Source organism: Pseudomonas sp. UBA6315, assembly GCF_002438125.1.
Taxonomy (GTDB): Bacteria; Pseudomonadota; Gammaproteobacteria; order Pseudomonadales; family Pseudomonadaceae; genus Aquipseudomonas; species Aquipseudomonas faucium.
The window spans coordinates 1-25,848 of the sequence record NZ_DJTF01000135.1 but is presented as its reverse complement, the minus strand read 5'-3'; the positions used below and the strand labels follow the sequence as shown (position 1 = coordinate 25,848).

Annotated in this window: 27 protein-coding genes, 1 tRNA gene and 1 pseudogene; 14 read left to right on the top strand and 15 right to left on the bottom strand. The window is 64.8% G+C overall.

Going from position 1 to position 25,848, the window contains the following annotated elements; genetic code table 11:
• The first annotated feature begins 131 nt into the window (after positions 1 to 131).
• A complete protein-coding gene (locus B3E94_RS16160; protein WP_286914282.1) occupies positions 132 to 1,049 on the top strand; it encodes a LysR family transcriptional regulator in 918 nt (305 codons plus the stop codon).
• Between the two features lie 119 nt (positions 1,050 to 1,168).
• On the opposite strand, the gene B3E94_RS16155 is transcribed toward B3E94_RS16160, so the two are convergent.
• Positions 1,169 to 1,363, bottom strand: coding sequence for a hypothetical protein (locus tag B3E94_RS16155; protein WP_176515113.1), 195 nt, complete (start codon positions 1,361 to 1,363; stop codon positions 1,169 to 1,171).
• Positions 1,364 to 2,055: 692 nt separating this feature from the next.
• Between B3E94_RS16155 and B3E94_RS16150 the strand changes: the two genes are divergently transcribed.
• Positions 2,056 to 2,241 carry a hypothetical protein gene (locus B3E94_RS16150; RefSeq protein ID WP_176515115.1) on the top strand — a complete coding sequence of 62 codons (186 nt, stop codon included), beginning with the start codon at positions 2,056 to 2,058 and terminating at the stop codon, positions 2,239 to 2,241.
• Between the two features lie 54 nt (positions 2,242 to 2,295).
• On the opposite strand, the gene betA is transcribed toward B3E94_RS16150, so the two are convergent.
• From betA to speB, 5 genes are all read right to left on the bottom strand, one after another.
• Positions 2,296 to 3,978, bottom strand: a complete 1,683-nt coding sequence (betA, locus tag B3E94_RS16145; protein ID WP_286914281.1) for a choline dehydrogenase — start codon at positions 3,976 to 3,978, stop codon at positions 2,296 to 2,298.
• A complete protein-coding gene (locus B3E94_RS16140; RefSeq protein WP_286914280.1) occupies positions 3,971 to 5,455 on the bottom strand; it encodes a purine-cytosine permease family protein in 1,485 nt (494 codons plus the stop codon). The genes betA and B3E94_RS16140 overlap by 8 nt, the downstream gene beginning before the upstream one ends.
• Positions 5,452 to 5,631 carry a hypothetical protein gene (locus B3E94_RS16135; protein WP_176515119.1) on the bottom strand — a complete coding sequence of 60 codons (180 nt, stop codon included), beginning with the start codon at positions 5,629 to 5,631 and terminating at the stop codon, positions 5,452 to 5,454. The genes B3E94_RS16140 and B3E94_RS16135 overlap by 4 nt, the downstream gene beginning before the upstream one ends.
• Positions 5,632 to 5,725: 94 nt before the next feature.
• Positions 5,726 to 7,234 carry an aldehyde dehydrogenase family protein gene (locus tag B3E94_RS16130; RefSeq protein ID WP_286914279.1) on the bottom strand — a complete coding sequence of 503 codons (1,509 nt, stop codon included), beginning with the start codon at positions 7,232 to 7,234 and terminating at the stop codon, positions 5,726 to 5,728.
• A gap of 13 nt (positions 7,235 to 7,247) precedes the next feature.
• Entirely contained in the window at positions 7,248 to 8,219 is a 972-nt protein-coding gene (gene speB, locus B3E94_RS16125; protein WP_176515120.1) for an agmatinase, read from the bottom strand.
• Between the two features lie 266 nt (positions 8,220 to 8,485).
• Here speB and B3E94_RS16120 point away from each other — a divergent pair, with 266 nt between their 5' ends.
• Positions 8,486 to 9,400, top strand: coding sequence for a LysR family transcriptional regulator (locus B3E94_RS16120; RefSeq protein ID WP_286914277.1), 915 nt, complete (start codon positions 8,486 to 8,488; stop codon positions 9,398 to 9,400).
• A gap of 15 nt (positions 9,401 to 9,415) precedes the next feature.
• On the opposite strand, the gene B3E94_RS16115 is transcribed toward B3E94_RS16120, so the two are convergent.
• The gene (locus B3E94_RS16115) at positions 9,416 to 10,087 is read right to left on the bottom strand and encodes a peptidoglycan DD-metalloendopeptidase family protein (protein ID WP_286914276.1); all 672 of its coding nucleotides are present in this window, start codon (positions 10,085 to 10,087) and stop codon (positions 9,416 to 9,418) included.
• 94 nt (positions 10,088 to 10,181) lie between these two features.
• Positions 10,182 to 10,469, bottom strand: coding sequence for a hypothetical protein (locus B3E94_RS16110; protein ID WP_176515123.1), 288 nt, complete (start codon positions 10,467 to 10,469; stop codon positions 10,182 to 10,184).
• Between the two features lie 103 nt (positions 10,470 to 10,572).
• Between B3E94_RS16110 and B3E94_RS16105 the strand changes: the two genes are divergently transcribed.
• A complete protein-coding gene (locus B3E94_RS16105) occupies positions 10,573 to 10,809 on the top strand; it encodes a hypothetical protein (protein ID WP_286914275.1) in 237 nt (78 codons plus the stop codon).
• A gap of 88 nt (positions 10,810 to 10,897) precedes the next feature.
• Here the strand turns inward: B3E94_RS16105 and B3E94_RS16100 are convergent.
• Positions 10,898 to 10,985: transfer RNA gene (locus tag B3E94_RS16100), tRNA-Ser, on the bottom strand.
• A 135-nt stretch (positions 10,986 to 11,120) separates the two neighbouring features.
• Here B3E94_RS16100 and B3E94_RS16095 point away from each other — a divergent pair.
• From B3E94_RS16095 to B3E94_RS16060, 8 genes are all read left to right on the top strand, one after another.
• Positions 11,121 to 11,792, top strand: coding sequence for a Bax inhibitor-1/YccA family protein (locus B3E94_RS16095; RefSeq protein WP_008094725.1), 672 nt, complete (start codon positions 11,121 to 11,123; stop codon positions 11,790 to 11,792).
• Positions 11,793 to 11,969: 177 nt separating this feature from the next.
• Entirely contained in the window at positions 11,970 to 13,349 is a 1,380-nt protein-coding gene (locus B3E94_RS16090; protein WP_286914273.1) for a nucleobase:cation symporter-2 family protein, read from the top strand.
• Positions 13,350 to 13,436: 87 nt separating this feature from the next.
• The gene (gene tusD / locus B3E94_RS16085) at positions 13,437 to 13,829 is read left to right on the top strand and encodes a sulfurtransferase complex subunit TusD (RefSeq protein ID WP_176515131.1); all 393 of its coding nucleotides are present in this window, start codon (positions 13,437 to 13,439) and stop codon (positions 13,827 to 13,829) included.
• Position 13,830: 1 nt separating this feature from the next.
• Positions 13,831 to 14,190, top strand: coding sequence for a sulfurtransferase complex subunit TusC (gene tusC, locus B3E94_RS16080; RefSeq protein ID WP_286914272.1), 360 nt, complete (start codon positions 13,831 to 13,833; stop codon positions 14,188 to 14,190).
• Complete coding sequence (gene tusB / locus B3E94_RS16075; RefSeq protein WP_286914271.1) at positions 14,190 to 14,486, top strand: sulfurtransferase complex subunit TusB; 297 nt, start codon at positions 14,190 to 14,192, stop codon at positions 14,484 to 14,486. Before tusC ends, tusB begins: the two co-directional genes overlap by 1 nt.
• Positions 14,483 to 14,818, top strand: a complete 336-nt coding sequence (locus B3E94_RS16070) for a TusE/DsrC/DsvC family sulfur relay protein (protein WP_176515138.1) — start codon at positions 14,483 to 14,485, stop codon at positions 14,816 to 14,818. Before tusB ends, B3E94_RS16070 begins: the two co-directional genes overlap by 4 nt.
• Before the next feature lie 14 nt (positions 14,819 to 14,832).
• Entirely contained in the window at positions 14,833 to 15,819 is a 987-nt protein-coding gene (locus B3E94_RS16065) for a glycosyl transferase family protein (RefSeq protein WP_414708159.1), read from the top strand.
• Positions 15,820 to 15,911: 92 nt separating this feature from the next.
• Complete coding sequence (locus B3E94_RS16060; protein WP_286914269.1) at positions 15,912 to 16,871, top strand: glutathione S-transferase family protein; 960 nt, start codon at positions 15,912 to 15,914, stop codon at positions 16,869 to 16,871.
• 134 nt (positions 16,872 to 17,005) lie between these two features.
• Here the strand turns inward: B3E94_RS16060 and cysG are convergent, their stop codons facing one another.
• The 6 genes from cysG to B3E94_RS16030 all read right to left on the bottom strand — a co-directional run bounded on the left by cysG (position 17,006) and on the right by B3E94_RS16030 (position 24,563).
• Positions 17,006 to 18,397, bottom strand: coding sequence for a siroheme synthase CysG (cysG, locus tag B3E94_RS16055; RefSeq protein ID WP_286914268.1), 1,392 nt, complete (start codon positions 18,395 to 18,397; stop codon positions 17,006 to 17,008).
• The gene (gene serS / locus B3E94_RS16050; RefSeq protein ID WP_176515146.1) at positions 18,398 to 19,678 is read right to left on the bottom strand and encodes a serine--tRNA ligase; all 1,281 of its coding nucleotides are present in this window, start codon (positions 19,676 to 19,678) and stop codon (positions 18,398 to 18,400) included. It abuts the gene before it with no gap.
• 30 nt (positions 19,679 to 19,708) lie between these two features.
• A complete protein-coding gene (crcB, locus tag B3E94_RS16045) occupies positions 19,709 to 20,083 on the bottom strand; it encodes a fluoride efflux transporter CrcB (RefSeq protein ID WP_176515148.1) in 375 nt (124 codons plus the stop codon).
• Complete coding sequence (locus B3E94_RS16040) at positions 20,080 to 21,405, bottom strand: replication-associated recombination protein A (protein WP_286914265.1); 1,326 nt, start codon at positions 21,403 to 21,405, stop codon at positions 20,080 to 20,082. The genes crcB and B3E94_RS16040 overlap by 4 nt, the downstream gene beginning before the upstream one ends.
• A gap of 12 nt (positions 21,406 to 21,417) precedes the next feature.
• On the bottom strand, positions 21,418 to 22,041 hold the full coding sequence (gene lolA / locus B3E94_RS16035; protein WP_176515152.1) for an outer membrane lipoprotein chaperone LolA: 624 nt from the start codon (positions 22,039 to 22,041) through the stop codon (positions 21,418 to 21,420).
• A gap of 62 nt (positions 22,042 to 22,103) precedes the next feature.
• Positions 22,104 to 24,563 (bottom strand): DNA translocase FtsK, encoded by a 2,460-nt coding sequence (locus B3E94_RS16030; RefSeq protein ID WP_236235449.1) that lies wholly within the window; start codon positions 24,561 to 24,563, stop codon positions 22,104 to 22,106.
• Positions 24,564 to 24,917: 354 nt separating this feature from the next.
• Between B3E94_RS16030 and aat the strand changes: the two genes are divergently transcribed.
• Together aat and B3E94_RS16020 are read left to right on the top strand one after the other, a co-directional pair.
• On the top strand, positions 24,918 to 25,598 hold the full coding sequence (aat, locus tag B3E94_RS16025; protein ID WP_286914264.1) for a leucyl/phenylalanyl-tRNA--protein transferase: 681 nt from the start codon (positions 24,918 to 24,920) through the stop codon (positions 25,596 to 25,598).
• A gap of 56 nt (positions 25,599 to 25,654) precedes the next feature.
• A pseudogene (locus tag B3E94_RS16020) lies at positions 25,655 to 25,848 on the top strand (arginyltransferase); the annotation flags it as partial.

Genomic DNA, 25,848 nt, shown 5'->3' with positions numbered 1-25,848 from the left:
GCGAACAGGGAAAGTACGGCGATATCCATCATGGCGCGGTTCCAGGCAGTGAAGGCAGACTGCAAGGCTAATCAAAGCGCCGCGCTTGTGTTGAAATGCCATATTGCGAAAACTGCAACGAGGAACCCTCCATGGCATTGGACATGCTGCGCGAAATCCAGGCATTCGTCAGCGTTGCGCACAAGCGCAGCTTCGTCGCCGCGGCGCGCGCCCTGGGCCGCTCGCCCAGCGCCATCACCCGCGCGGTACAAACCCTGGAAGACCACACCGGGTGCAAGCTGCTGGTGCGCAACGCCAACGCCGTGACCCTAAGCGAAGCCGGCGAGCGCCTGCTGCCGCACGCCGAACGCTTGCTGGATGTGCAACGCGATGCTGCCGATGAACTGGCCGCGCTCAGCGGCAGCGCCCAGGGCTGGATCCGCTTCGCGGTGCCGCAGCTGCTCGCCGAGCATGTGCTGCCCGGCATGCTGGCTGCCTTTTCCCAGCGCCACCCGCAGGTGACTCTGGACGTGCAGTACCGTGACGAGGCCATCGACCCGTTGCAGGGCAAGCTCGATTTCGTGGTGCGCGGCGCATTCCCGCAGTCGAGCGAGTTGATCGGCTACCCCTTGTGGCGCTACCGCCGGCACCTCTACGCCAGCCCCGGCTACCTGGCCCGCGCCGGCATACCCCAGGAGCCTGAGCAGCTGGCGGACCACGCGCTAATCCTGCACACCGCGCCGCGCATCCTCAAGGCCTGGCACTTCAGCCGTGACGGGCGCATCACCAGCTTGCGCCCGCACCCACGCCTGCGCCTGAACTCGGGCGATGCGGTCTACCACAGCGCCCTGGCCGGGGCCGGCATTGCGCGCCTGGCGGATTGGGTGGGCGAAGCTCAGGTAAAGGCCGGGCGCCTGGTACGGGTGTGCGCCGATTACCGGCTGACCTCCAGCACCGGGCAAGACCCGCAGATGCACGCGGTGTACCCCGCCGGCGAGCTGCCGGCGCGCGTGCGTGAACTGTTGCTGGCCCTGCGCCAGGCCGGTGAGGCGGCCAGTGAACAGCCCTGATAATGGCTGTTCAAATTCTGTCCAATTTAACAGAGCCCGCCGCCCGCTTGGCCTACAGCGTTTTATCCACAGACCTACCCACGTTTTTTGTGGACAGATTTCCTCATGCAAAGAAGGACTTATCTCACCGCCAGCAGCGCCGCATTCGCAGCCCGCACCAGCTCGATCCAATCACCCGCGCTGATCACCCCCGCATGCTCCAGCGCTTCGGCGCTGCGCAGGGCCTGATCGTACTCATCCTCGTCGAGAATGCCGTTGGCGAGAAAACGGCTACGCCACTCCAGCATGGCTGAAGTGGCCTTCTTGCATTCCATCTATGTATTGGCTCCCAGGCAAATGGCCGGCTCGCTGTCGCGACCCATTGTGACGCGGGAGACTACACGAGCCATTTGCACTTGAGAACGACTTGCAGCGACCACCGGTCCAGTGGTGCAACCGGGTAGTACTGCCTGGCGTGGGCTCAGCTTGGCGGAATGGTGCCGAGCAAGCCAATCAGAATGGTCAGCAGCAGAAAGCCACCCAGAAACAGTGCGAGCTTGCCCATCGGAACCTCTTCAAAGTGATGTTGGGACAGGCACATTGTCGACTTCAGGCTGATACGGTTACAGATTCAGGTTCGACGAAAAAAAGCGGATCAGATGGGTTGGCGAGCCAACGGAGCGGGGCCTGGGCACTGGCCGGATGGCGGGGGACACTCGGGCGGATGCCGGAGCAATTGCTACATAAGGTTTCCATCACCAATGAAACACCTGTTTGGCCAACGCCAGCGCGCCGGCCTGCCACTGCACGCCTGCAACCCCCGCCCTGCGCGGGCCGGGCCTGCAAGTACGCGTTAACGATCAGAAACATTTGCAGTGCGGATTTGTAGGAAAGTTTTCTCGTGAATGTAGGAAAAATGCAGGTAACTGCCTTCTCCTGTATGAACGCCCAGTTTGATCAGGGTTTTCGAGCTGCTACGGTCCTTTTTCCTACAACGGCAAGGACGCCTACCGCGCTTGAGAAACATATGGATACGTACACAGCCGCTGCCCTGAAACTGCAAAAGACCCTCCTCACCCTGCGCCAGACCCGTGACCGGCTGCGAGCCGCAGGCAACGACGAAGAAGCCGATGAGCTTGCACTGAAAATCGCCCGCGTCGAGGAAACCCTGGCGCAGCTGCCGGCCGCGCTGCAATCGCCCACCCTGCAGTGAAAGCCTGCAGGGGCTTGCGCAGCCAGCCCCTGCCCTGCTGTCGATGAAGGCCCTTCAGCTCACCCGACGCGCAGGCGCGTGGCTGCGCTGCTTCTCCTCCCAGTCACCCACCAGCCCTATCGCGACCTCGGCAGCTGCCAGCGGCGTGCGCCCGCGCACCAGGTCTGCGGCGCGTTCGGCGAGCATGATGGTCGGTGCGTTGAGGTTGCCGTTGGGTTCGCTGGGGAACACCGACGAATCGATCACCCGCAACCCTTGCAGCCCATGCACGCGCAACTGCGAATCGACCACCGCCATGTCGTCCTCGCCCATGCGGCAGGAGCCGCAAGGGTGCATGGTGCTTTCCATGTTGGCGCGCACGAAGGCATCGATCTGCTCGTCGGTCTGCACATGCGCCCCTGGCGCCAGCTCCTCGCCACGGAACCGGTCCATGGCCGGCTGGCCGATGATTTCGCGGGTCAGGCGCACGCAGCGGCGGAAGCCTTCGCGGTCTTCTTCGCGCTCCAGGTAGTTGAAGCGGATTTCCGGGTGCTGGTACGGGTCGCCCGACAGCGCCCGCACGTGGCCGCGGCTCTTGGGCTTGTTAGGCCCGGTGAGCACCATGAAGCCATGCCCCTTGAACGGTTTGTTGCCGTCATAGCGCATGGCCGCCGGCAGGAAGTGGAACTGGATATCAGGCCAGCGCAGGCCCTTGGCCGAGCGGATGAAACCACCCGCCTCGAAATGGTTGCTGGCGCCCAGGCCGTCCTTGAACAACAGCCAGCGCAGGCCGATCAGCGCCTTGCCCAGCAGGCTCATCTTGCCATTGAGGGTGACCGGCTCCTTGCAGGCGTACTGGATGTAGATTTCCGAATGGTCCTGCAGGTTTTCGCCCACCCCCGGCAGGTCGTGGCGCACCTCGATGCCGGCCTTGCGCAATACCGCCTCGGGGCCTATGCCTGAGCGCTGCAGCAGGTGCGGCGAGCCGATCGGGCCGGACGCCACCAGCACCTCGCGGTTGCAGTACACCTTGTGGGTCTGCCCGCCTTGGTCGTATTCCACCCCCACCGCACGCTTGCCCTCGAGCAGGATGCGCCGGGTCATGGCGTGGGTGACCACGGTCAGGTTGGGCCGGCTCATGGCCGGGCGCAGGTAGGCGTTGGCCGTGGACCAGCGCACGCCGTCCTTGACCGTCATGTGCATGGCGCCGAAGCCTTCCTGCATGTAGCCGTTGCAGTCGTCGGTCTTGATGTAGCCGGCCTCGGCGCCGGCCTCGATCCAGGCGCCATACAGTGGGTTTTGCATGTTGTTGCCGTTGTTGGTGGCCAGCGGGCCACTGGCGCCGCGGTAATCGTCGCCGCCGAACTTGTACTGCTCGGCACGCTTGAAATACGGCAGGCAGTTGCGATAGCCCCAGCCCTTGGCCCCCAGGCTTTCCCACTCGTCGAAGTCATGGGCATGGCCGCGGATGTACACCAGGCCATTGATCGACGACGAGCCACCCAGCACCTTGCCCCGCGGGCAATGCAGGCGGCGGCCGTCCAGGTGCTGCTCGGAGGCGGTCTCGTAGTGCCAGTTGTACTTCTTGGTGTTCATCGGCAAGGAGAAGGCGCTGGGCATCTGGATCAGCACGCTGCGGTCGCTGCCGCCGTATTCGAGCACCAGCACCGAGGTGCTGGCATCCTCGCTCAGCCGGCTGGCCAGGACACAACCGGCAGACCCGGCACCGATGATGATGTAGTCGTATTTTTTAGTCATTGCTGTAGCCCTTGGCACCCAGGCCCGCTGCCTCGACGGTGCATTCATTGCGCGGTGGATAGCCGCCCCAGCCCAGGCGAGCGGCCAACGCACGGGTCAACCCGTAGTGGACCAACCCGGCCAGCAGGCAGGACGGCAAGGAAGCGGTGATGAAGCTGAAGTAAGGGGTGTGGGCCAGCGTCTGCGGGTTGAACACCACCACGTAGATGGCAAAGCCCGCCACCAGCGCGAGCAGCGCGATGGGGTTGAAGCCCTTGCAGAAGCGCAGCGGCGAAGCGTGCTGCGCGGCGTACAAGTGGCGCAGGTTCAGGCGCTGGCGGCGCAGGAAGAAGTAGTCGGCGATGCCGATGCCGGCCAGGGCGCTGTTGAGGGCGGAGGTCCACACCAGAAAGATGAAGAAGCCGTCGTAGATGCCCGGCAGCAACAGCACGATGCCCACCGGGATCACGCAGAACAGCGCGATCAGCAAACCCCAGCGCATCGCCCGCATCCGCTCACCGGCCAGTTGGCGCAAGCCGATCACTGCGGTGTAGAGGATATTGACCATGCCGGTGAGGTTGGCCAGCGCCAGGAAACTCAGCGCTACCACGCCAAAACCAAGGCCGCCGGCCAGGCGCATCCAGGTGGTGGGGTCGCTGCTGCCCAGGGTCGAGGCGGCGAACAGGCTGACCGTCTCGCCCAGCGAGGCTGCGCCGAAGATGCCGACCAGGTTGGGCCAGAAGGCGGTGCGCTGGTTGCGGCACAAGCGCGACAAATTGCCCAGGTAAGGCCACCAGGAAAAGCCCGCGGCGATGTTGATTTCAACCGCGATCATGAAGTTGACGTGGGGGTCTTCGAACGGCGGCTGCAAGGGCGGCATGGCCAGCAGCTCAGCGATGCTGAAGCGCTGGGCGATCAGGAACATCAGCGCCAGCATGATCAGGATCAGGCTGGGCGCGATCACCGCGCTCAGGCGCCGGATCATGTCCGGCCCGCGCATGGCCACCGCCGCTGCCAGCACGATCGCCAGCAGGCCGCCAGCGGTGACGATCCAGCCATCGCCCGCAGCGGCCGGGCGCTGCTGCACCAGGGTGTCGAGGTTGTCCAGGGCACGCCCGCACATCAGGCCCAGCACCGCCAGCCAGCCCATGGTCAGCACCACCACCGACAGCACATACACCAGCCGGCTGCCATTGATGCCGAACATGCTGCGCAGGAAGGTGAACTGCTCCAGCCCATACTTGCCGCACGGCAGGCTGGTGGAACTGGCGGCGAGGATCACCCCGATGATGTTGCCGATGACCACCGCGCAGATGCCCTGGCGCGGCCCGACGAACAACGCGGTGGCGCCGCCGATGAGAAACACCCAGGTGGCCACGGCCAGCGCCGAGTTGGCGTAGGCGAACCCCCAAAAACCCCAGACCCGCTCGCTGGGCAGCAAGGGCGTGTCGCCACGCTCGGCGCCCAGGCGAAATTCCGCTTCACGGGACGTGTTCATGGCCGGCCTCCCCACAGGTAGAAGCCGATGATCACGGCCAGTGCCAGCAAGGCCACCAGCAGGGCGTCGGTCGCGGTCAGCGCCCCCGGCCAGCGCGGGCCGGCCTGCAGTTCTTCATAGGCGCGCAGGCGCCTGTCCAGGTCTTGCGCACGCTCCACATCGACTTCGCTGCTCATGGGCATCACCTCGTAGGTTCTTGTTCTTGGAATATGATGCAAGCCGATTCGGCCGCGCCGCCGCCTCACGGCAACGGCGCTGGCCGCCCTGTCGCTAGGGCAAGGTGATCCACACGGCTTTGGTTTCCAGCAGGAACTCCAGCTGCTCGGCACCCATGTCCTTGCCGTAGCCCGATTGCTTGTAGCCACCGAACGGCATGGACGGGTCCAGGGTGCTGTGCGCGTTGACGTACACGGTGCCGGCGCGCAGTTGCGGGATCAGGCCATGGACGCGGCCCAGGTCATTGGAATACAGCGCCGCCGCCAGGCCGAACGCCGAGTCGTTGGCCAGGGCCAGCGCCTCTTCCTGGCTGTCGAACGCTTGGGTGACCAGCACCGGGCCGAAGATTTCTTCTTGCACCACGCGCATGTCGTTGCGGCAGTTGGCGAAGATGGTCGGCTGCACATAGAAACCCGGGCCCGCGATAGGCTCACCGCCGTAGTACAGCTGTGCGCCTTCGGCCTGCCCGAGGGAAATGTAGCCGAGCACGCTTTGCTGCTGCTTGCGCGACACCATCGGGCTGATGAAGCAGTCCGGATCGAGGCCGGGGGCGATCTTCAGGGTGGCGGTGTAGTCGGCCAACGCCTGCAAAAATTGTGGGTAGATGCTGCGCTCGATGTAGGCACGGGTGCCGGCATCGCAGACCTGCCCGGAATTGAAGAACACGCCGTTGGCCACCGCCTGCGCCGCCGCCGGGATATCGGCATCGGCGAACACGATCACCGGCGATTTGCCGCCCAGCTCCAGGGTCAGGCGCTTCATCTGGTCCATCGACGCCTTGCCCACCGAGCAGCCGACCGGGGTCGAGCCGGTGAAGCTCAGCTTGTCGATGCCCGGGTGGCTGGTCATCGCCGTGCCGACCACGCTGCCGCGCCCGGTGACGATGTTGATCACGCCGGCGGGGATGCCGGCCTCCTCCACCAGTTCGGCGAAGCGCAAGGCCGACAGGGAAGTCAGCTCGGCCGGCTTCACCACCACCGTGCAGCCGGTCGCCAGCGCGGCGCCGAGCTTCCAGGCCATGGTCTGCAGCGGGAAGTTCCAGGGCACGATCACGCCCACCACGCCGACCGGCTCCTTGCGGGTGTAGGCCAGGTAGTTGCCCGGCAGCGACGGCTCCACGGTGCGCCCGTGGATCTTGCTGGCCCAGCCGGCGAAGTAGCGGAAGGTGTCGATGGTGCCCTGGATGTCCACGGCCCGCGCCTGCTCCACCGACTTGCCCATGTCGATCGATTCGATCTGCGCCAGCTCGTCGCCATTGCGTTCGATCAGGTCCGCCAGGCGATGCAGCAGGCGTTCGCGTTCCAAGGGCTTGAGCTGGCTCCACGGGCCGCCGTCGAACTGTGCACGGGCGGCCTGCACTGCGCGGTCCAGGTCTTCGACGGTGCCCATGGGAATGTGGGTAAGTACCCCTTCGGTCGAGGGCTCGATCACCTCGCTGGTGGCGCCGTCGCTGGCCGCAAGCCAGGCGCCGCCGATGAACTGGCGTTGGGGTTTGGAAAGGAAGCGCTGGGTCGCCTCCAGCACACCGAATGCCTGCAGATAGTCTTTAACCTTGTTGTCCACGGTGTGTCCCCGGTCAGCGAGCGCGGGCGCGCTCATGGAAGATGAAGCCGATGCTGTTCATCAGCAGTTGCGCGGCGAGGATCGAGGTGACGCCGGCCGGGTCGTAGGCCGGGGCCACTTCCACCAGGTCCATGCCGACCACCCTGCCCTGGCTGCGGCGTGCCAGCGCCTGGATGATCTCCAGCACTTCGTAGTAGAGGAAACCGCCGTGGCTCGGGGTGCCGGTGCCGGGGGCGATGGAGGGGTCGAAGCCGTCGATGTCGATGGTGATGTAGTAATCGCGGCCTTGCGGAATCTTCGCCAGCACGCCTTCCGGGCCGAGGCGGCGCACGTCGCGCACCGAGAGGATCTGCGAACCGGCGTCGCGGGCGGCGTCGTAGTCGTCGCGGTTGGACGAGGACACGTTGCGGATGCCCATCTGGGTCATGCCGACGATGTGGTCCAGCTCCGAGGCGCGGCGCAGCGGGCTACCGTGGCCGTAACGCACGCCGTGGCGCTCGTCGACGAAATCAAGGTGGGCGTCGAAGTGAATGATGTGGATCGGCCCGCGCCCTTCGAAGGCCTTGATCACCGGGGCGTGGATCGAGTGGTCACCGCCCAGCACCACCGGCATGGCGCCCGAGGCGAGGATCTGGCGCACGGCCGCTTCGATGTTGGCGTTGCTGCTGGCCATGTCGGTGTGGACGATATCGGCATCGCCCACATCGACCATGCGCACCTGCTCCTGGGTCAGGTAGGTGACGTCATCTTCGTGGTCGTAGGCGCCACTGTGGCCAAAGGAGAACAGCGTGGATGCCTCGCGAATGCCCCGCGGCCCGAAACGTGCGCCGGAACGCCACTGGGTGCCCATGTCGTTGGGCGCGCCAAGGATCGCGACATCGGCGTCGATGGCGTCCCAGTCGGTGCAGATGGGCGATTTGGCGAAAGTGCAATGCCCCACGAAGGGCAGGTTCAGGCGGCCGGATTCATAACCGTGCTTTGCCATGTTCGGGCTTCTCCACTTCTTGTTCTGTTCAGGAGACGGCGCCCGCGCAGGGCTGCCGTTGCAGCCACTATGGGCGCAGCCCGGCAGTGGAAAAATGCGCAACTGCAGATGCATACATCGGCGAACCCGAAGTATTCGAAGCTTTTGAAACCCGCAGGAACCCGGCGTTGCGGGAAAGCGCCCTGGCGTGCTTACCTTGGCAAAAAAAAATCGATCGGCTGCTCATATCAGCTTCACCGATGTGACGCACCGACAGGAGGCCAGGCGTGATCCAGCTCCACGATGTCGATCTCAAGTTGCTCAGGGTATTTGCCACCATCGTGCGCTGCGGCGGTTTTTCTGCGGCGCAGGCCGCGCTCAATGCCGGCCAGTCGACCATCAGCGAACAGATGACCCACCTGGAAACGCGGCTGGGCGTGAAGCTGTGCCAGCGCGGGCGCAGCGGTTTTCGCCTGACCGAGCAAGGGGTGGCGATCCATGAAGCGGCGCTGCGCCTGCTGGGCGCGGTGGAAAGCTTCTGCCTGGACGCCGACGTGCTCAAGCAGCACATCAGCGGCAAGCTCAACCTGGGCATCATCGACTCCACCCTCACCGACCCCGACTCGCCGGTGCCGCGCACCACCCAGCGCTTCGTTTCGCGCGGCCACGACGCCCACCTCAACGTCTACATCGGCACACCTGCCGAGCTTGAAGAACGCGTGCTCGACGGCCGCCTGCACCTGGCCATCGGGCACTTTCCCTTGCGGGTGCCGGGGCTGTCCTACCTGCCCCTGTACGACGAGGCGCTGGGCCTGTACTGCGGCCGCCGCCACCCCTTGTTCGCCAGCAAGGCTAGCAACGGCCGCCTGCTGGAGGAGGTGCGCGCCTGCCGCCTGGTCGCCCGTGGCTACATGCAGCAATACGACCTCGACCAGTTGGGCATGAGCAAGGCCGCCGCCACGGTCGAGAACATCGAGGCGGCGGCGATCCTGATCATTTCCGGGGCGTATGTCGGGTTTTTGCCGGTGCACTTCACCGAGCAGTGGGTCAAGAGCGGCGAGATGTGCCGGTTGGGGGCGAACACGCTGGACCTGAGTTCGCCGTTTGATGTGATTACCCGCCGCGGGGTGGCGGCGCCGCCGATATTGCAGGCGTTTCTCGAGGATTTGGCGGCGTGCATGCAGCCGGTGGGGCTGCCTTGAGCCCCGTGAACAGGCTCAATTCGGTGCCGGCAACACGCTCATGGGATCCACCGGCTTGCCGTTCTGGCGGATCTCGAAGTACAGCTGCGTGCGGTCGGTATCCAGGTCGCCGGCCTCGGCGATCTTCTGGCCCTTGCTGACGGTCTGGCCTTCCTTGACCAGCAGCTTGCTGTTGTGGCCATAGACGCTGGCGTGCGCAGGCCCGTGCTGGAGGATGATCAGGTTGCCGTAGCCGCGAATGTTGGTGGCGAAAGCCACCTTGCCGCCGAGGCTGGCGAACACCGGCTGGCCTGGGCTTGCGGCGATGCGGATGCCCTTGCTGAGCTTGTCGGCCGGTGCGTAGCGGCCGATGACCACGGGGTTCTTGATCGGCCAGTCCCAACCACGCAGGGTCACCTTGGTGGTCGGCGCGGCGGCGCCTTTAGCTGTCGTGGCGGTGCCGTTGCCTGGGCCGAAGCGAATGCTCTGGCCCACGTTCACCGCGTAGGGGGCGTTGATGTTGTTGTAGCGCGCCAGCGCCTTGAAGTCCCAGCCGTGGCGCGTGGCGATCGAATAGAGGGTGTCGCCGCGCTTTACCTTGTAGACGCCACTGACGACCTTGTTGGCAGAAGCGCTGGAGCTTGGGGGTTGGGAACTGCACGCGGAGATCGACAGCAGGACAGCGATCAGAATGAACCTGAGAAACACACCACATCCTTTGAGCGGAGACGCGATTGATTGAGGCGGCCACTATAAAGCACTGCGCGCGGCGTGCATGCCTGCGCATGGCAAGAAATCAGCGCTATTTCTTTATCTGGCAGATGCCGTTGGCGCGGTTCTTACCGGTGTAGGACACGTCAGGGGAGCCATCGGGGTTGATCGACAATGAGATCGTCACGTTGCTGCCTTTGGCTTCGAAGTAGTTGTCGTTGAATTTCTTCAGCTTCGCTTCCTTGCCGTTGATGTAGATCGGGCCGCCCTTGTCGGCATGGACCTCGATGTTGCCGGGGCAGGTGGCGTTCAGGAGAGGGATCTGGGCTTGGGCCAGGCTGGAAAAGGCGACCAGAAGGCCTGATAGTAGTTTCTTCATCTCACGCGCCTTGATGGAGTTGTTCAGGAAGGGAGCGCAATAGTTTAGGCCGGCTCGTCGTCGAGCGCTCGTTGTGGGTTGAGCATTTCAAGGAGAGCAAGGAATGAGTATTCGCAGCTTGGCGAAAAACCTTCCGCCTGACCCTGATAACGAGGGCTGGGTGCTAGGGTGGGGCGTGCTGCGGGATCGACATCCGTGGCACTTTGTCGACGTGTATGCGGACCGTAATACCGCCAAGGTAGAGGCCGAGCGCCGCGGTGAAGGGTACGTGGTGGAGTACGGCTCGCATCGGCTGGGATCGGATGAATTCATCAGCGGTGCAGCGCTGCCGGAAGGTTAGCAGCGGGCGGTATTCCCAAGATGTTCCCATTAGGCGTTTTCTCGGGGCCCAAAACGCAAAAAGCCCTGAATAATCAGGGCTTTGAATATGGCGGAAGCGTAGAGATTCGAACTCTAGGATAGTTGCCCATCGACGGTTTTCAAGACCGTTGCCTTAAACCACTCGGCCACGCTTCCAGCTCGTTTTGCGGCGGCCATAATACCGTAATGAAACACGCTGTCAAACTCTCTATGACGCCGGTTACAGAACCTCTGATAGACTCCTTTGAATCAGAACGTTTCAAAACCACAGGTTTACCAAGGAGTGTCGCCATGCGCGAACAGGATTATGCCGTACACAACGGCCAGCAGGTCGAGCAGCGCGAGGTCAGCAAGGTCCTGCGCAACACGTACAGCCTGCTGGCACTCACCCTCGCCTTCAGCGGTGTGATGGCCTACATCTCGCAGCAGATGGGCGTGCGCTACCCCAACGTATTCGTGGTGCTGATCGGCTTCTACGGCCTGTTCTTCCTCACCGCCAAACTGCGTGATTCGGTCTGGGGCCTGGTGTCCACCTTCGCCCTCACCGGTTTCATGGGCTTCATTCTCGGCCCGATCCTCAACCGTTACCTGGGCATGAGCGGCGGCGCCGAAGTGGTCAGCTCGGCCTTTGCCATGACCGCGCTGGTGTTCGGTGGTCTGTCGGCCTATGTGCTGATCACCCGCAAGGACATGAGCTTCCTCAGCGGCTTCATCACCGCAGGCTTCTTCGTGCTGCTGGGCGCCGTGGTGGCCAGCTTCTTCTTCCAGATCAGCGGGCTGCAACTGGCGATTAGCGCGGGCTTCGTGCTGTTCTCTTCGGTCTGCATCCTGTTCCAGACCAGCGCGATCATCCATGGCGGTGAGCGTAACTACATCATGGCGACCATCAGCCTGTATGTATCGATCTACAACCTGTTCATCAGCTTGCTGCAGCTGTTCGGCATCATGGGCCGCGACGACTGATTCGATCGGTAAGAGAAAACCCGCTTCGGCGGGTTTTTTCATGGGCGGAAATTGACTTAAAGGTCAGCTTATTCAGCGATTCACCGCCGATCGTGCAGGTATCGTGCTTGCCACTACCCCAATCCCGCTTCATTCCGTAGAATGCGCTCCTTTTTTCATCCGGGGCAGCAACCTGCAATGAGCACACACGAACACAGCCCAGACGCGGCAGCGCCTGCCAACGAACTGGTGCTTGGCCTCGAAGACAAGCCGCGGCTGCTGATCGGCCTGCTGGCAGCGCTGCAGCATTTGCTGGCGATCATCGTACCGATCGTCACCCCAGGCCTGCTGATCTGCCAGGCGCTGGGCGTGTCGGCGCGTGACACCAACCTGATCGTGTCCATGTCGCTGGTGATTTCCGGCATCGCCACCTTCGTCCAGTGCAAACGTTTCGGCCCGTTCGGCGCCGGGCTGCTGATCGTGCAGGGCACCAGCTTCAACTTCGTCGGGCCGCTGATTGCCGGTGGCGCTTTGATGGTCAAGCAGGGTACGCCGGTGGAAAGCGTGATGGCGGCGATCTTCGGCGTGGTGATTGCCGGCTCGTTCGTGGAGATGGGTGTGTCGCGCATCCTGCCATTCGTCAAACGCCTGATCACCCCGCTGGTAACCGGCATCGTCGTGCTGATGATCGGCCTGACCTTGATCAAGGTTGGCCTGATCAGCATGGGCGGCGGCTTTGGCGCGATGGCCGATGGCACCTTCGCCAATGGCGAGAACCTGCTGCTGTCGGGCGTGGTGCTGGCGATCATCGTGATCCTCAACCGCATCCCGGTGGTGTGGATGCGCAGCTGCGCCATCGTCATCGCCCTGGCCGTGGGCTATGCCCTGGCCGGCTACCTGGGCCGCCTGGACTTCACCGGCATGCACCAGGCCGCGTTGTTCCAGGTGCCAACGCCGCTGCACTTTGGCCTGAGCTTCTCCTGGGCGCTGTTCATTCCGATGCTGGTGATCTACCTGGTGACCTCGCTGGAAGCCATCGGTGATGTCACCGCCACCAGCAAGGTCTCGCGCCAGCCGGTCGAAGGCCCGGTGTGGATGCAAAGGATCAAGGGTGGCGTGCTGGTCAACGGCGCCAACTCGCTGCTGGCCGGCCTGTTCAACACCTTCCCCAGCTCGATCTTCGCGCAGAACAACGGCGTGATTCAGCTGACCGGCATCGCCAGCCGCCATATCGGCATCTGGATTGCCGTGATGCTGGTGCTGCTGGGCCTGTTCCCAGGCGTTGCCGGGGTGATTCAGGCGGTGCCGGAGCCGGTGCTGGGTGGTGCGGCGATGGTCATGTTCGGCGCCGTAGCGGCATCGGGCATCAACATCCTGGCCAGTACCCGCCTCGACCGCCGCGCCTTGCTGATCATCTCGGTGTCGCTGGCGCTGGGCCTGGGCGTGGCCCAGGTGCCGGAGTTCCTCGCACACATGCCCGCGGCGATTCGCCATGTGCTGGAGTCGGGGGTGGCCACCGGTGGTATCTGCGCCCTGCTGCTCAACTGGTTCCTGCCGGAGAGCAAGGAACACGCCTGACGCAGCCCGCTTCAGCCGACAAAGCCCGCGCCTGCCTGCGCGGGCTTTTTGCTTTATCATGGCCGCATTCCTTTGCATGAGTTGTCCATGAAATTCGCCATCGCGGTTTTTTCCCCGGCCCATGCGCCCTCCTCGCGCCGCGCCTTGCGCTTCGCCGAGGCGGTGCTGGCCGACGGGCATGAGATTGCCCGGCTGTTCTTCTACCAGGACGGGGTTCACAGCGCCTCGGCCAATATCGTCGCCCCCCAGGACGAGCTGGACGTGGCCGCGCAATGGCGCGCCTTCATCGAAACCCAGAAGCTCGACGCCGTGGTGTGCATTGCCGCCGCCTTGCGCCGTGGCGTGCTCGACCAGGCCGAAGCCGCGCGCTACCAGCGCCCGGCGGTGAACCTGCCCCAGCCCTGGGAGCTTTCGGGCCTCGGGCAGTTGCATGAGGCCGCACAGGTTGCCGACCGCCTGGTCTGCTTTGGAGGCGATTGAAATGGCCAAGTCCTTGTTGATCATCAGCCGCCAGGCGCCGTGGAACGGCCCCGGCGCACGCGAAGCGCTGGACATCGCCCTTGCCGGCGGCGCCTTCGACCTGCCGCTGGGCATGCTGTTTCTCGATGACGGCGTCTTCCAGCTGGCGCCCGGCCAGCAACCTGCGGCCGTGCAACAGAAAAACCTCGGCGCCAACCTGCAGGCACTGCCGATGTTCGGCGTCGAAGACCTGTACGCCTGCCAGCACAGCCTGGCCCGCCGCGGCTTGCCCGCCGACACCCTGGAACTGGCGGTGGAGGTGCTGGACGATTCGGCGCTCAAGGCGCTGATTGCCCGTTACGACCAAGTGGTGACGCTCTGATGCCGACCTTGCACGTGATTTCCCATTCTCCGTTCGGCGATGAGCGCCTGGGCAGCTGCCTGCGCCTGCTGGGCAACGACGATGCCTTGCTGCTCTGCGGCGATGCGGTGTACGCCCTGCGCGAGGGCAGCGACACCCTGCGCCAGCTGCAGGCCGCCGGCCTGGAGCAGCGCCTGTTCGCCCTCGACGAAGACCTGCAAGCCCGCGCCATCACCAGCGAGCTGGCCAAGGCGGTGGATTACCCGGCCTTCGTCGCGCTGTCGCTGCACCATGACAAGGTCAACAGCTGGCTATGAACACTCTGACCGTTGGCGATCAGGCGATCGCCCTGGACAAGGACGGCTTCCTGGTCGACCTGCAAGACTGGTCCCATGAAGCCGCCGAGGCACTGGCCGCGCGCGAAAGCATTGCGCTAACCGCCGAGCACTGGGAAATCCTCGAGCTGCTGCGCCAGTTCTACGCGGAGTATCAGCTCTCCCCGGCCACTCGCCCGCTGATCAAGTACACCGCGCTCAAGCTGGGCGTGGAAAAGGGCAACAGCCCGCACCTCAACCGCCTGTTCAATGGCACCCCCGCCAAGCTCGCTGCCAAGCTCGCGGGCCTGCCCAAGCCGACCAACTGCATATGACCGACGCCCGCCCGCTGACCCTGGAAACCCCGGCCGAACACCCCTTCGCCGCCTTCGTGCGCATCCTTGGCAAGGGCAAGCGCGGCGCGCGCGGCCTGACCCGCGAAGAGGCCCGCGCCGCCATGACCCTGCTGCTCGAAGGCAAGGTCGAAGACACCCAGCTCGGGGCCTTCCTGATGCTGCTGCGGCACAAGGAAGAAAGCGCCGAGGAACTGGCCGGCTTCACCGAAGCCGTGCGTGCCCACTTGCAGGCGCCGCGTATCGCGGTGGACCTCGACTGGCCGAGCTATGCCGGCAAGAAGCGCCACCTGCCGTGGTACCTGCTGGCGGCCAAGTGCCTGGCCAACAACGGCGTGCGGATTCTTCTGCACGGAGGTGGCGCGCACACGGCCGGGCGCCTGTACACCGAGCAGTTGCTGGCCCTGCTGGAGATTCCGCTGTGCCGTGACTGGCCGGCGGTCAGCCAGGCCCTGGACCAGCATCACCTGGCCTTTGCGCCGCTGCACGACTGGGCGCCGCAGCTGCAGCGGATGATCGACCTGCGCAACACCCTCGGCCTGCGCTCGCCCATCCACTCCCTGGCCCGGGTGCTCAACCCACTGGGCGCCCGCTGCGGCCTGCAGAGCATCTTCCACCCCGGCTACCAGGCCGTGCACCGCGAAGCCAGCCGCCTGCTCGGCGACCATGCCGTGGTGATCAAGGGTGACGGTGGCGAGATCGAGGTCAACCCCGACGTGATCAGCCACCTGTATGGCACCAGCGCTGGGCAAAGCTGGGATGAGGAATGGCCGGCGCTCAGCGAACGCCGCCATGTGAAGCCGCCAAGCCTGGAACCCGAGCAGTTGCTGGCCGTCTGGCGCGGCGAGGCCGAGGACAGCTACGGTGAGATGGCCGTGGTCGCCACCATGGCGCTGGCCCTGCGCGGCCTGGGCCAGGACCGCGAACAGGCATTCGCCACCGCACGCGGCTACTGGAGCGCGCGCAACCGATCGAATAAGTAGATAGCTACCCCGCAGTCTTTGCGCTAGTTGTTCGAACGATATCCCCTAGACTGGGCTCCAACGACAAACGACTTTGTTCCGAGGAGCTCACCATGGGCCTTTTGATCGACGGCCGCTGGCATGACCAGTGGTACGAAAACGGCAAAGACGGCGCCTTCAAGCGCGAGAACGCCCAACGCCGCAATCAACTGCCCGCCGCCGAGGCTGGCCGCTATCACCTTTATGTGTCGCTGGCGTGCCCCTGGGCCCACCGCACCCTGATCGTGCGCGCGCTCAAAGGCCTGGAGCCGCTGATCGATGTGTCAGTGGTGAGCTGGCTGATGCAGGAGAACGGCTGGACCTTCGACCAGCAGCAAGGCTCCAGCGGCGATCACCTCGATGGCCTCACCTACCTGCACCAGCGCTACACCCAGGACGACCCGCACTACACCGGCCGCGTGACCGTGCCCGTGCTGTGGGACAAGCAGCAGAAGCGCATCGTCAACAACGAGTCGTCGGAGATCATCCGCATCTTCAACAGCGCCTTCAATGCGCTGACCGGCAACCACCTGGACCTGTATCCCGAGCCGCTGCGCCCGGCCATCGAGGCGCTCAATGCCCGCATCTACCCGGCGGTGAACAACGGCGTGTATCGCGCAGGCTTCGCCACCACGCAGGAGGCCTATGAGGCCGCCTTCGACGAAGTGTTCGATGAGCTGGATCATCTGGAAGGGCTGCTGGATCGCCAGCGCTACCTGGCCGGGGAATACCTGACCGAGGCTGATGTGCGGCTGTTTACCACGCTGGTGCGCTTCGATGCGGTGTACCACGGGCACTTCAAGTGCAACCTGCGCCGCCTGAGGGATTACCCGAACTTGTCGAACTGGCTAAGGGAGCTGTACCAGTGGCCGGGCGTGGCGCAGACGGTGAATATGGAGCACATCCAGAAGCACTATTACATGAGCCACAAGACCATCAACCCGAATGGGATTGTGCCCAAGGGGCCGCTTCAGGATTTCAACGAGCCGCATGATCGGGAGCGATTGGCGGGCAAGGGGATCTGGCGGGGCTGAGACAGCTGGGGGCTGCTTTGCAGCCCATCGCCGGCAAGCCAGCTCCCACAGAACCGGCACAGCCCTCAAGAACAGCGCAGTACCTGTAGGAGCCGGCTTGCCGGCGATGGGCCGCAGAGCGGCCCCAGCTATTCCTAGTCCTGCTGCGCCCCTTCGAACCAGGCCAGCTTCTCGCGCAACCGCACCACTTCCCCGACGATCACCAAGGTCGGCGCATGCACCTCATGCCGAGCCACCAGCGCCGGCAAGTCCGCCAGGGTACCGGTGAACACCCGCTGATTGCGCGTCGTCCCCTGCTGCACCAGCGCTGCCGGCGTGCTGGCCGCACGCCCATGGCGAATCAGCTCGGCACAGATGGTCGGCAACCCCACCAGGCCCATGTAGAACACCAGGGTCTGCGCCGGCGCCACCAGGTCATCCCAAGGCAGGTTGCTGGTGCCGTCCTTGAGGTGCCCGGTCACGAAGCGCACCGACTGGGCATAGTCACGGTGAGTCAGCGGAATCCCGCCATAGGCGGAACAACCACTGGCCGCCGTGATGCCCGGCACCACCTGGAATGGGATGCCCTGCTCGGCCAGCTCTTCGATCTCCTCGCCACCCCGGCCGAAGATGAATGGGTCACCGCCCTTGAGCCGCAGTACGCGCTTGCCTTGTTTGGCCAAATCGACCAACAGGCGGTTGATCTGGTCCTGCGGCACAGCGTGGTCGGCGCGGCGCTTGCCCACGTAGATGCGTTCGGCATCGCGCCGGCACATCTCGATGATCGCAGGCGCCACCAGGCGGTCGTACAGCACCACGTCGGCCTGCTGCATCAGGCGCAGGGCACGGAAGGTCAGCAAGTCCGGATCACCCGGGCCCGCCCCCACCAGATACACCTCGCCGCCCTGCTGCACCGGCGCGCCGTCGACCATCGCCTGCAACAGCTTCTCGGCCTCGGTGCCCTGCCCGGCCAGCTGGCGCTCGGCAATCGGCCCCTGGAACACGGTTTCCCAGAAGCCGCGGCGCTGGTTGACGTCGGGGTACAACGCCTTGACCCGGTCGCGAAAACGCGCGGCCAGGCCGGCCAGTTCACCGTAGGTAGACGGAATCCAGGCCTCCAGCTTGGCGCGAATCAAGCGCGCCAGCACCGGGGCGTCTCCGCCACTGGACACCGCCACCACCAGGGGTGAGCGGTCGACGATGGCCGGGAAGATCACCGTGCACAAGGCCGGCGCATCCACCACGTTGACCGGCAGGCTCAGCGCCTGCGCATCGGCCGACACCTGGGCATTGAGCCCAGGGTCATCAGTGGCTGCGATCACCAGCCGGCAACCGGCCAGGTCGCCTGCCTGATAGCCACGCACCAGCACCTCGCCGCCACCTTCACGGGCCAGCGCAGCCAGCTGGCCGTCGACGTCGGGCGCTACCACCCGCAGCGCGGCGCCGGCATCGGCCAGCAGGCGCGCCTTGCGCAAGGCGATTTCACCGCCGCCGACGACCAGCACGCGGCCGCCCTGCAGCTTGTGGAACAGCGGCAGGTAATCCATTTAGCGGATGACCTCGACACCACCCATGTACGGCTTGAGCACGTCCGGCACGCGGATCGAGCCGTCGGCCTGCTGGTAGTTCTCCAGTACCGCAACCAGGGTGCGGCCTACCGCCAGGCCGGAGCCATTGAGGGTGTGCACCAGCTCCGGCTTGCCGGTTTCCGGGTTGCGCCAGCGCGCCTGCATGCGGCGGGCCTGGAAGTCGCCGCAGTTGGAGCAGGAGCTGATCTCGCGGTACTTGTCCTGGCTCGGCACCCACACTTCCAGGTCGTAGGTCTTCACCGCGCCAAAGCCCATGTCGCCGGTGCACAGGGCCAGCACGCGGTACGGCAGCTCCAGCAGCTGCAGCACGCGCTCGGCGTTGGCGGTCAGGCCTTCCAGGGCTTCCATCGACTTGGCCGGCTCGACCACCTGGACCATCTCGACCTTGTCGAACTGGTGCTGGCGGATCATGCCGCGGGTGTCACGGCCCGACGCGCCGGCTTCACTGCGGAAGCACGGGGTGTGGGCAACCAGCTTGAGCGGCAGCTGCTTGGCGTCGAGGATCTCGCCCGCCACCAGGTTGGTCAGCGACACTTCGGCGGTCGGGATCAGGTAGAAGTCGGCTTCGCCTTCGCGGCTGATCTTGAACAGGTCTTCCTCGAACTTCGGCAGCTGGCCAGTGCCCTGCAGGGCTGGAGCCTGTACCAGGTACGGGGTGTAGTGCTCCTCGTAGCCGTGCTCGCCGGTGTGCAGGTTGATCATGAACTGCGCCAGGGCGCGGTGCAGGCGGGCGATTGGCCCACGCAGCACGGCAAAGCGGGCGCCAGACAGCTTGGCTGCGGCTTCGAAGTCCAGGCCACCGCTGATCTCGCCCAGGGCGACGTGGTCCTTGATCTCGAAATCGAAGGTGGCCGGGGTGCCCCAGCGGCGCACTTCGACGTTGTCGTCTTCGCTGGCGCCGACCGGCACGCTGGCGTCCGGCAGGTTCGGGATGGTCAGCAGGATGCCGTCCAGCTCGGCCTGGATGCCGTCCAGCTCGACCTTGCCAGCGGCCAGTTCATTGGCCATGCGCTCGACGTCGGCCATCAGCGGCGCGATGTCTTCGCCCTTGGCCTTGGCTTGGCCGATGGACTTGGAGCGGGCATTACGCTCGGCCTGCAACTGTTCGGTACGGGTCTGTACCGCCTTGCGGCGCTCTTCCAGTGATTCGATGCGCGCGACATCCAGGCTGAAGCCACGGGAGGCGAGGCGGTCAGCCACTTCCTGGAGTTGGCCGCGTAACAGTTTGGAATCGAGCATGTCGTTCTCTCGTTATGTATAGAGGTTGGTTCAGAGTCGGGTCAGGGACAGGCCGGCCCAGGTGGCCAGGAGCCCGCCCATCACGCTAATACCGGTATAGCCCACGGCCAGGGGCACTTGCCCACTTTCCATGAGGCGCACGGTATCGAGCGAAAAGGAGGAAAAGGTCGTCAGCCCGCCCAGGAAGCCGACGATCAGGCCGGCGCGCAGCTCCACCGGGGCCATCGGCTTGTGCAGGAACAGGCCGTAGAGCAGGCCGATCAGCAGGCAGCCGACCAGGTTGACGGCCAGGGTACCGAGGTAGAAGTGCCGCGGCCAGTTGGCCGCCACCCAGTTCGAGGTGGCGAAACGCAGCAAGGTACCGGCAATGCCACCTGCGCTGACGGCGGCGATGAGTGCGATCACGGTTTTCTCCGTTGGCGGGGGCTGTTGCGGTCCAGTTCGTGCAGGTGGCGCAACTTTTCGCCGATCTTCAGCTCCAGGCCGCGCGGCACCGGCTGGTAATAAGGGCGCGGTTCGAGCTGGTCGGGGAAGTAGTCTTCACCGGCGGCGTAGGCGTCGGGCTCGTCGTGGGCGTAGCGGTATTCATCGCCGTAGCCCAGTTGCTTCATCAGTTTGGTCGGTGCGTTGCGCAGGTGCAGCGGCACTTCCAGCGAGCCATGCTCGGCGGCCTCGCGCAGGGCGGTCTTGAAGCCCATGTACACGGCGTTGCTCTTCGGTGCGCAGGCGATGTAGGTGATGGCCTGGGCCACTGCCAGCTCGCCCTCGGGGCTGCCCAGGCGCTCCTGCACGTCCCAGGCCGCCAGGCACAGGCTCAGGGCGCGCGGGTCGGCGTTGCCGATGTCTTCGCTGGCCATGCGCACCACGCGGCGGGCGATGTACAGCGGGTCGCAGCCGCCGTCGAGCATGCGCGCGAACCAGTACAGCGCAGCATCCGGGTTGGAGCCGCGCACCGATTTGTGCAACGCGGAAATCTGGTCGTAGAAGGCCTCGCCGCCTTTGTCGAAGCGCCGACGGCTGTCGCCAAGCAGGCTCTGCAGCAGCTCGACGGCGATCTCGCCACCGTCCTCGGCAAGGTCGGAGGCGTTCTCGAGGAAGTTGAGCATGCGCCGGCCATCGCCGTCGGCGGCGGCCATGAGCATCTTGAAGGCATCGTCACCGACCCGCAGGTTGCGCTTGCCCAGGCCCCGCTCTTCACTGAGGGCCCGGTCAACCAGCTTGCGCAGTGCAAGCTCGTCGAGGCTCTTGAGCACGTATACCCGGGCCCGCGAAAGCAAGGCGTTGTTCAGCTCGAAGGACGGGTTTTCAGTGGTGGCGCCGATGAAAATCAGCGTGCCGTCTTCCACGAACGGCAGGAAGGCATCCTGCTGCGACTTGTTGAAGCGGTGCACCTCGTCGACGAACAGGATGGTGCGCCGGCCGTACTGGGCGGCCTGCTGCTTGGCCACCTCCACCGCCTGGCGGATCTCCTTGACCCCGGCCAGCACCGCCGACACCGTTTCGAAGTGGGCATCGCAGAACTGTGCCAGCAGCCGCGCCAGGGTGGTCTTGCCCACCCCGGGCGGGCCCCAGAAGATCATCGAGTGCAGCGCACCCTGCTCCAGCGCCTCGCGCAGCGGTTTGCCGCGCGCCAGCAGGTGCTCCTGGCCGACGTACTCGTCCAGGTTGGACGGGCGCAGCCGGGCAGCCAGGGGCTGGGCAACAGGTTCGCTTCGAAACAGGTCCATGACGAGCTCCGCTTACTCCTTGATCACGTCAGCGCCTTTGGGGATGTCGAACTTGAACTGGCTGTCCGGCACCGCCTGGTTGGCCTTGACCCCGTTGAACAGGATGTTGGTGCGCTGGCCGACGCTGTCGACCAGTTGCATGTCGTTGATCAGGCCCTTGCGGAACGACACGCGCAGCGAGTCGAACAAGGTGTCCTTGGTTTTCGGCTTGAGAGTGAAGTCCATCACTTCGCCCTGCTCCTTGGAGGTGATGTCGAAGCTCTGGCTGATTTTCGACACGTCACCGGAGAGCAGCAGCGCCGGGGTCTGGTTCAGGCGCACGTCGAGCTTCTTGATGGTCGCCTGCTCAAGGTCCGGGTCCCACAGGGTGACGTTCTTGCCGTCGGAAACCACCACCTGCTCCTGCGGCGCATTGGTGTGCCAGTAGAACAGGCCCGGGCGCTTGACGGTCATCTTGCCGGACGTTTCCTGCAGGCTGGTGCCGCCGGCATCTAGGGTCAGCTGGGAGAAATTGGCTTCGATGGTCTGGGACTTTTCCAGCAACTGGGTCAGGCGCTGTACGTCCTGCTCGGCGGCATGGGCCGAGACAGACGCCAGGGTCAGGGCAGAAACCAACAGCATGCGAATCGCGCGCATGTTAATCCTCATTGAGCATTGAAGGAGCCCGGCGCCACCGTTGGCGCCGGGCAAGGTGTTCATCAGTCGCGTGGGCCGCCTGGGGCGATCACTTCTCGCGAGCCGTTGCTGTTCATTGGCGTGACCACGCCGGCCATCTCCATCGCCTCGATCATGCGGGCGGCGCGGTTGTAGCCGATCTTCAGCTTGCGCTGCACCGCCGAAATCGAGGCGCGGCGGCTTTCGAGCACGAACTGCACGGCCTCATCATACAGCGCGTCGCTTTCCGAATCTTCGCCATCGCCACCACCGCCGCCGCCTTCGAAGCCGCTGCCGGCCTCTTCCACGCCGTTGAGGATGTCGTCGTTGTAGTCCGGTGCGCCACGCAGCTTCCAGGCTTCCACCACGCGGTGCACTTCATCGTCGGAGACGAACGCGCCGTGCACGCGGATCGGCAGGCTGGTGCCCGGCGGCATGTAGAGCATGTCACCGTGGCCCAGCAGCTGCTCGGCGCCACCCTGGTCGATGATGGTCCGCGAGTCGATCTTGCTCGACACCTGGAACGCCATGCGGGTCGGGATGTTGGCCTTGATCAGGCCGGTGATCACGTCCACCGACGGGCGCTGGGTGGCGAGGATCAGGTGGATACCGGCCGCCCGCGCCTTCTGCGCGATACGCGCGATCAGCTCTTCGACCTTCTTGCCGACGATCATCATCATGTCGGCGAATTCGTCGACCACCACCACGATGGTCGGCAGGGTCTTCAGCGCCGGCGGCTCGTCGTCCATGCTTTCGCGGCGGTACAGCGGGTCGTGGATGACCTCGCCCGCTTCCTGGGCGTCCTTGATCTTGCGGTTGAAGCCGGCCAGGTTGCGCACGCCCATCGCGGCCATCAGCTTGTAGCGCCGCTCCATCTCGGCCACGCTCCAGCGCAGTGCGTTGGCGGCGTCCTTCATGTCGGTGACCACCGGGCACAGCAGGTGCGGGATGCCTTCGTAGATCGACAGTTCGAGCATCTTTGGGTCGATCATGATCAGCCGCGCGTCTTCCGGGCTGGACTTGAACAGGATCGACAAGATCATCGCGTTCACGCCCACCGACTTACCGGAACCGGTGGTACCGGCCACCAGCAGGTGCGGCATCTTGGCAAGGTCGGTGATCACCGGCTTGCCGCCGATGTCGTGGCCCAGGGCCAGGGTGACCGGCGACTTCTGCTCGTCGTACTGCGGGGTCGCCAGCACTTCGGAGAAGCGCACCATCTGGCGGTTCTCGTTGGGGATCTCGATACCCACGGTGGTCTTGCCGGGGATGACCTCGACCACACGCACGCTGGTCACTGCAATCGACCGCGCAAGGTCCTTGGCCAGGTTGGCGATACGGCTGACCTTGACCCCGGCCGCCGGCTGGATCTCGTAGCGGGTGATCACCGGGCCCGGGTGGATGGAGTCCACCGTGACTTCCACGCCGAATTCCTTGAGCTTGATTTCCAGCAACTGGCCGACGCCGGCCAGGGATTCTGGCGAGTACTCGATCTTCTTCTCTTCGGCCGGGTCGAGGATCGAGATCGACGGCAAGGTGCCTTCCACGGCGCTGTCGATGAACAACGGCGCCTGCTTCTCTTTCATCACTCGCTTGCTGGGCTCCGGCGCCTTCACCGCAGGCGGCATGATCACCGGGGCGGCCACGGGCTGCTCGCGCGGGATTACGGTTTCGCGGGGCACCACGGGCTCACGCTGCACGACCGGCCGGGCCGGGGCTGGCGGGTCTTCCCGCTCGACAACGCGCTCACGCGGCTGCGGCTTGATCGGTTCGCGCTTTTCGGCTGCCATGGGCGCTGCGTCGAAGTTCGGCTCGTCCACTTCACGCAGCTGCGCCACCAGGCGCTTGCGCTCGTTGCGCGCTTCCCACCAGCGGTTGGCCGCGCCTTGCACAAGTTCGAACAGGTCGAGGGTGATCTTGCCGGTCATGTCCATCACCTTGAACCAGGACAGGTCGGTGAACACGGTCAGGCCGAACAGGAACAGGGCAATGAACATCAGCGTGCTGCCCTGCACGTTGAGCAGGTTGCGCGCCAGGTCGCCGAGGCTTTCGCCCAGGGCGCCGCCGGCGGAGAACGGCAGGCTCGCTGCAGGGTGGAAATGGATATGCGCCAGGGCGGCGCCGGACAGCACCAGGAACACCAAACCGATCAGCCGCCAGGAGAACAGCCAACCGCTCCACTGCCAGGGCTGGTGACGCTCGCGGAAGATCTGCCAGGTCTTGATCGCCAGCAGCAGCGGGAATATGTAGGCGAAGTAGCCGAGCACCATGAACAGGATGTCGGCGAAGTAGGCACCCGCGCGCCCGGCGGCGTTCTGCACCTGGTCGACGTTGCTGGTGTGGCTGAAGCCTGGGTCGGAGGTGTCGTAGGTCAGCAGTGCCATCCACAGGTACAGGCACAGTGCGCCGACAGCGATCAACGCACCTTCCTTGAGGCGGTAATGCAGCTGCTGCCGCCACTGGGGCACAGGCAAAGGAGCTGGAGTTGCGGTGGATTTCTTCAAAACGCGTCTATTCCTGCGCGGTGCTGCGCGTCCAGTAGTGATCGGCCGGTGTCTGGCCAATGAACCCCTACTTTTAACATTACTGCCCGCCGGCCGCCATGGCGGCACGCCGTATGGAGCTTGGCTGGGGGCGACTTTCGTATAGGTGCAATTTGAGCATGCATTTTCTTTTGTGACAAAGGCTTATGCTGTGTTTTTGCACAGGTGTGACAGCAAATGTGCCAGATGGTGCCTGCGGCTGCATGAATGTGTAGGAAATTGCCTATCTGGCGGCCAGCCAAGGGGCCAAAGAGATTGACCCTGCCTGGCACCCGCGCCATGCTGCCTCTCCCCTCCCCCACCGCACGATAGACCATGCTCACCTGGCTGACCCGCGACTCGCTGACCTTCCCGCCCCTGGAAAAGGCCCTGCACGACCCCAACGGGCTGCTGGCGGCCGGCGGCGACCTGAGCCCCGATCGCTTGGTGCAGGCCTATCGCCATGGCTGCTTCCCCTGGTACCAGGACGGCCAGCCGATCCTCTGGTGGTCGCCTGACCCGCGCACGGTGCTGTTCCCGAACGAACTGCACGTTTCGCGCTCGCTGGCCAAGCTGATGCGCCAAGGCCGCTACCAGGTCAGCTTCGACACCGACTTCCCTGCCGTGATCGCCGCCTGCGCCGCACCCCGCGACTATGCCGACGGCACCTGGATCACCGACACCATGCGCGATGCCTACTGCGAGCTGCACCGGCGCGGCATCGCCCACTCGGTGGAAGTGCGCCAGGACGGCGAGCTGGTCGGCGGGCTGTATGGCCTGGCCATGGGCCGGCTGTTTTTCGGCGAGTCGATGTTCAGCCGCGCCGACAACGCCTCCAAGGTCGGTTTCGTGACCCTGGTCGAGCACCTGCGCGAGGCCGGCTTCGTGCTGATCGACTGCCAGATGCCGACCAACCACCTGCACAGCCTCGGTGCCCGCGCCATCAGCCGGGCAGACTTTGCCACGTACCTCGGGCAGTACCTCGACCAGCCCAACAGCGCCAGTTGGCGGACCTAGGCGAGTTTTGCCAGCTGGCTTACACTTAAAGCAAAGTCTCACCGAAGGGGTCGATCATGACAGAGTTGGCGCGTTTGAAGTTCTATGCCACTCAACCCCACTCCTGCAGCTACCTGCCGGACGAGCAGGCCACCACCCTGTTCCTCGACCCCAGCCAGCCGATGGACGTGCATGTGTATGCCGACCTGTCGGAGATGGGTTTTCGGCGCAGTGGCGACCACCTGTACCGCCCGCATTGCCAGAACTGCAA